Source organism: Sulfurimonas sp. (assembly GCF_027056685.1).
Taxonomy (GTDB): domain Bacteria; phylum Campylobacterota; class Campylobacteria; order Campylobacterales; family Sulfurimonadaceae; genus Sulfurimonas.
Map to the genome: position 1 here is coordinate 1 of NZ_JALUKE010000186.1, position 2,433 is coordinate 2,433.

The window sequence follows — 2,433 nt, forward strand, 5'->3', positions numbered from 1 at the left end:
ATCTTATATATGCAATAATTTTGTAATCAAAAATTACAAATAAGGAAAAAATCATGAAACATGCTTATCTTACAAAATCAGCTGTAGAAGATGCGTTAGTACATCATATAATCACAAAACAAGAAGCGAAAACATTAGAGAAAAAATTGTCTATATGCCAAGAGAGACTTCACAAGCATTAGGTACTTGTGAAAGTTGGATCAAAAAATCGTGACTACTGAAAAGTAGTGCCACCATCAACAACGATTGTCTGACCTGTAAGCCAAGAAGAGTCGTTTGAACATAAAAATTTACATGCACCTGTTAAATCTTCAGGTACACCCATTCTTGAGAGAGGTGAACGGCGTACTACTTCGGCTTTTACCTCTTCATAGTTTGGAAATGCTTTGAGTGCATCAGTGTCGATTGGACCACCACTTACTGCGTTTACTCTAATGTTTTTCTCACCAAGTTCAGCGGCAGCGTAGCGTACCATTGCTTCTACTGCTGCTTTGTTTGTACCATGTCCTGCATAGTTTGGAGTATAAACAAGATTTCCAGTAGAACTCATACTTATGATAGAGCCACCACCAACTTTTTCCATTCGTTTTGCAGCCTCTTGCGCACCTACTACAAACGCATCAACAGTTGCAGTGTATATGTTGTTAAGTCCGCGAGGTTTCAAACGCATAAATGGACCAAAACCACCAACAACCGCACGACCAGAGATGATTGCGTTTGAGATGAAGTAGTCAAGTCTGTCAAAATCTTCATCAAATTCCTTGTAAACATCTTTATATGTAGTAGGCTCTAATATGTCAAGTTTATAAGCACGGCATTTTACTCCATAAGTAGATTCAATATCTGCGATGATTTGCGTTGCTGTATCTGCACTTGAAGCGTAAGTAAATGCAACATTACACCCCTCTTTTGCAAAAGCATAAACAATCGCTTTTCCAATGCCTCGTGTTCCACCGCTAATAAATAGAGTTTTACCTTTCATATCTGCCATATTATAATCCTTTTATGTCGTAGTTTTTCATTACTTCTTCAATTCTTTTCATATTTGCAGCACTTGGAGCAACAAGTGGAAGCCTGTACTCTAAAGTTTCAGTCAATCCCGCCATGTACATTGCTGCTTTTACAGGAATAGGGTTCGCTTCACAAAACATTACTTTATTGAGAGGGTAGAGTTTGTTGTTTATCTCTCTTGCCCCTTCAAAATCACTACTAAGCGCTTTTTTTACAAGTGCTGATTTGAGGTCTGGCATAAGGTTTGAAGTAACCGAAGTAACACCTGCACCACCATTCGCCAAAATAGGGTAGTCTATGGCATCATCACCAGAAAAGACTTTTAGTTCAGGACGACGAGACAAAAGCTCAACTGTACGCTCTAGGCTTCCAGTAGCTTCTTTAACACCATAGATATTTTTAACATCATCAAAAAGACGAATGGTAGTGTCTGCTGAGATGTCCACGCCTGTACGACCTGGAACATTGTAGAGCATAAATGGAAGTTCACTTACTGCCTCAGCGATTGCTTTGTAGTGTTGGTAAAGACCCTCTTGTGAAGGTTTATTGTAGTATGGTGAAACAGAAAAAATTGCATCAACACCACAGCTTTGTGCATGTTTTGCTATCTCTATGGCTTCATGTGTTGCATTGCTTCCTGCACCTGCAAGCACCTTTGTATTTGTACCTTTACAAACTTTTACAGCTATTTCGATGCAGCGTTTATGCTCATCATGTGTAAGTGTAGCACTCTCACCAGTTGTCCCCACAGGGCATACTGCATCCATACCATTGTTAATTTGGCGTTGTATTAAAGCAGCATAAGTCTGCTCATCGAGTTTTCCATTTTTAAATGGAGTTATAAGTGCGGTTGAAGAACCTGTAACTAAATTCATCTTGCTTAGCCTTTAAAATAATAAGCGCAATTATAGCTAAAAAGAGAGTGAAGTGTGTTAAAATAAGCAAAAAATTAAGGTCTAAAATATGCAAAAGAGTTTTATATCACAACTTAAAAACAAATTTTCTGTAATGGATGAGGTAGTTTTTGGATATTTATTTGGTTCTTATGCCAGAAATGAGGCAGGGGTAAATAGTGATGTAGATATTGCACTATTTCTAAAAAATACAGATTTAGATACACAATCTTGAGAATATTTTAAATGATGACTTAGTGCTAAAAGATGATGATAAACATTTTGATTTTGAAGTGAGAAGTCATCATGATGTCTTAGACTATAAGGCTTTTAGAAGATATATAGATGCAGCATAAAAGTGATATGGAGAGAATTTTCCTATAATTTTGCTAAAATTGCGTCATTTAGAAATTTCTTAGCACATGATTATGAAAAAATAGATTATCTTATTATATGTGAAGATACTTTAAGTAAGTTAGATGATATTAAAACATATCTTGGGTATATTGAAAAATATTTAAAATAATAG

The 2,433-nt window shown here is 36.2% G+C and carries 5 protein-coding genes; 3 read left to right on the top strand and 2 right to left on the bottom strand.

The annotated features are described in order from the left end of the window. Nucleotides 1–53 precede the first annotated feature (53 nt). Entirely contained in the window at nucleotides 54–182 is a 129-nt protein-coding gene (locus MVY38_RS08260; RefSeq protein ID WP_297485154.1) for a hypothetical protein, read from the top strand. Between the two features lie 32 nt (nucleotides 183–214). Here the strand turns inward: MVY38_RS08260 and MVY38_RS08265 are convergent, their stop codons facing one another. Then, nucleotides 215–991: an enoyl-ACP reductase gene (locus MVY38_RS08265; protein WP_297485155.1), complete on the bottom strand. Its 777-nt coding sequence runs from the start codon at nucleotides 989–991 to the stop codon at nucleotides 215–217. 1 nt (nucleotide 992) lies between these two features. Next, nucleotides 993–1,886, bottom strand: a complete 894-nt coding sequence (gene dapA / locus MVY38_RS08270) for a 4-hydroxy-tetrahydrodipicolinate synthase (protein ID WP_297485157.1) — start codon at nucleotides 1,884–1,886, stop codon at nucleotides 993–995. Nucleotides 1,887–1,974: 88 nt separating this feature from the next. On the opposite strand from dapA, the gene MVY38_RS08275 reads away from it, so the two are divergent. Then, nucleotides 1,975–2,139: a nucleotidyltransferase domain-containing protein gene (locus MVY38_RS08275; RefSeq protein ID WP_297485159.1), complete on the top strand. Its 165-nt coding sequence runs from the start codon at nucleotides 1,975–1,977 to the stop codon at nucleotides 2,137–2,139. 123 nt (nucleotides 2,140–2,262) lie between these two features. Next, nucleotides 2,263–2,430, top strand: a complete 168-nt coding sequence (locus MVY38_RS08280) for a HepT-like ribonuclease domain-containing protein (protein ID WP_297485161.1) — start codon at nucleotides 2,263–2,265, stop codon at nucleotides 2,428–2,430. The last annotated feature ends 3 nt before the right edge of the window (nucleotides 2,431–2,433 follow it).

Bases quoted from the DNA above. Each gene is read 5' to 3' on its own strand.
- MVY38_RS08260 (WP_297485154.1), top strand. From the start codon at position 54: ATGAAACATGCTTATCTTACAAAATCAGCTGTAGAAGATGCGTTAGTA.
- MVY38_RS08265 (WP_297485155.1), bottom strand. From the start codon at position 991: ATGGCAGATATGAAAGGTAAAACTCTATTTATTAGCGGTGGAACACGA.
- dapA (WP_297485157.1), bottom strand. From the start codon at position 1,886: ATGAATTTAGTTACAGGTTCTTCAACCGCACTTATAACTCCATTTAAA.
- MVY38_RS08275 (WP_297485159.1), top strand. From the start codon at position 1,975: ATGCAAAAGAGTTTTATATCACAACTTAAAAACAAATTTTCTGTAATG.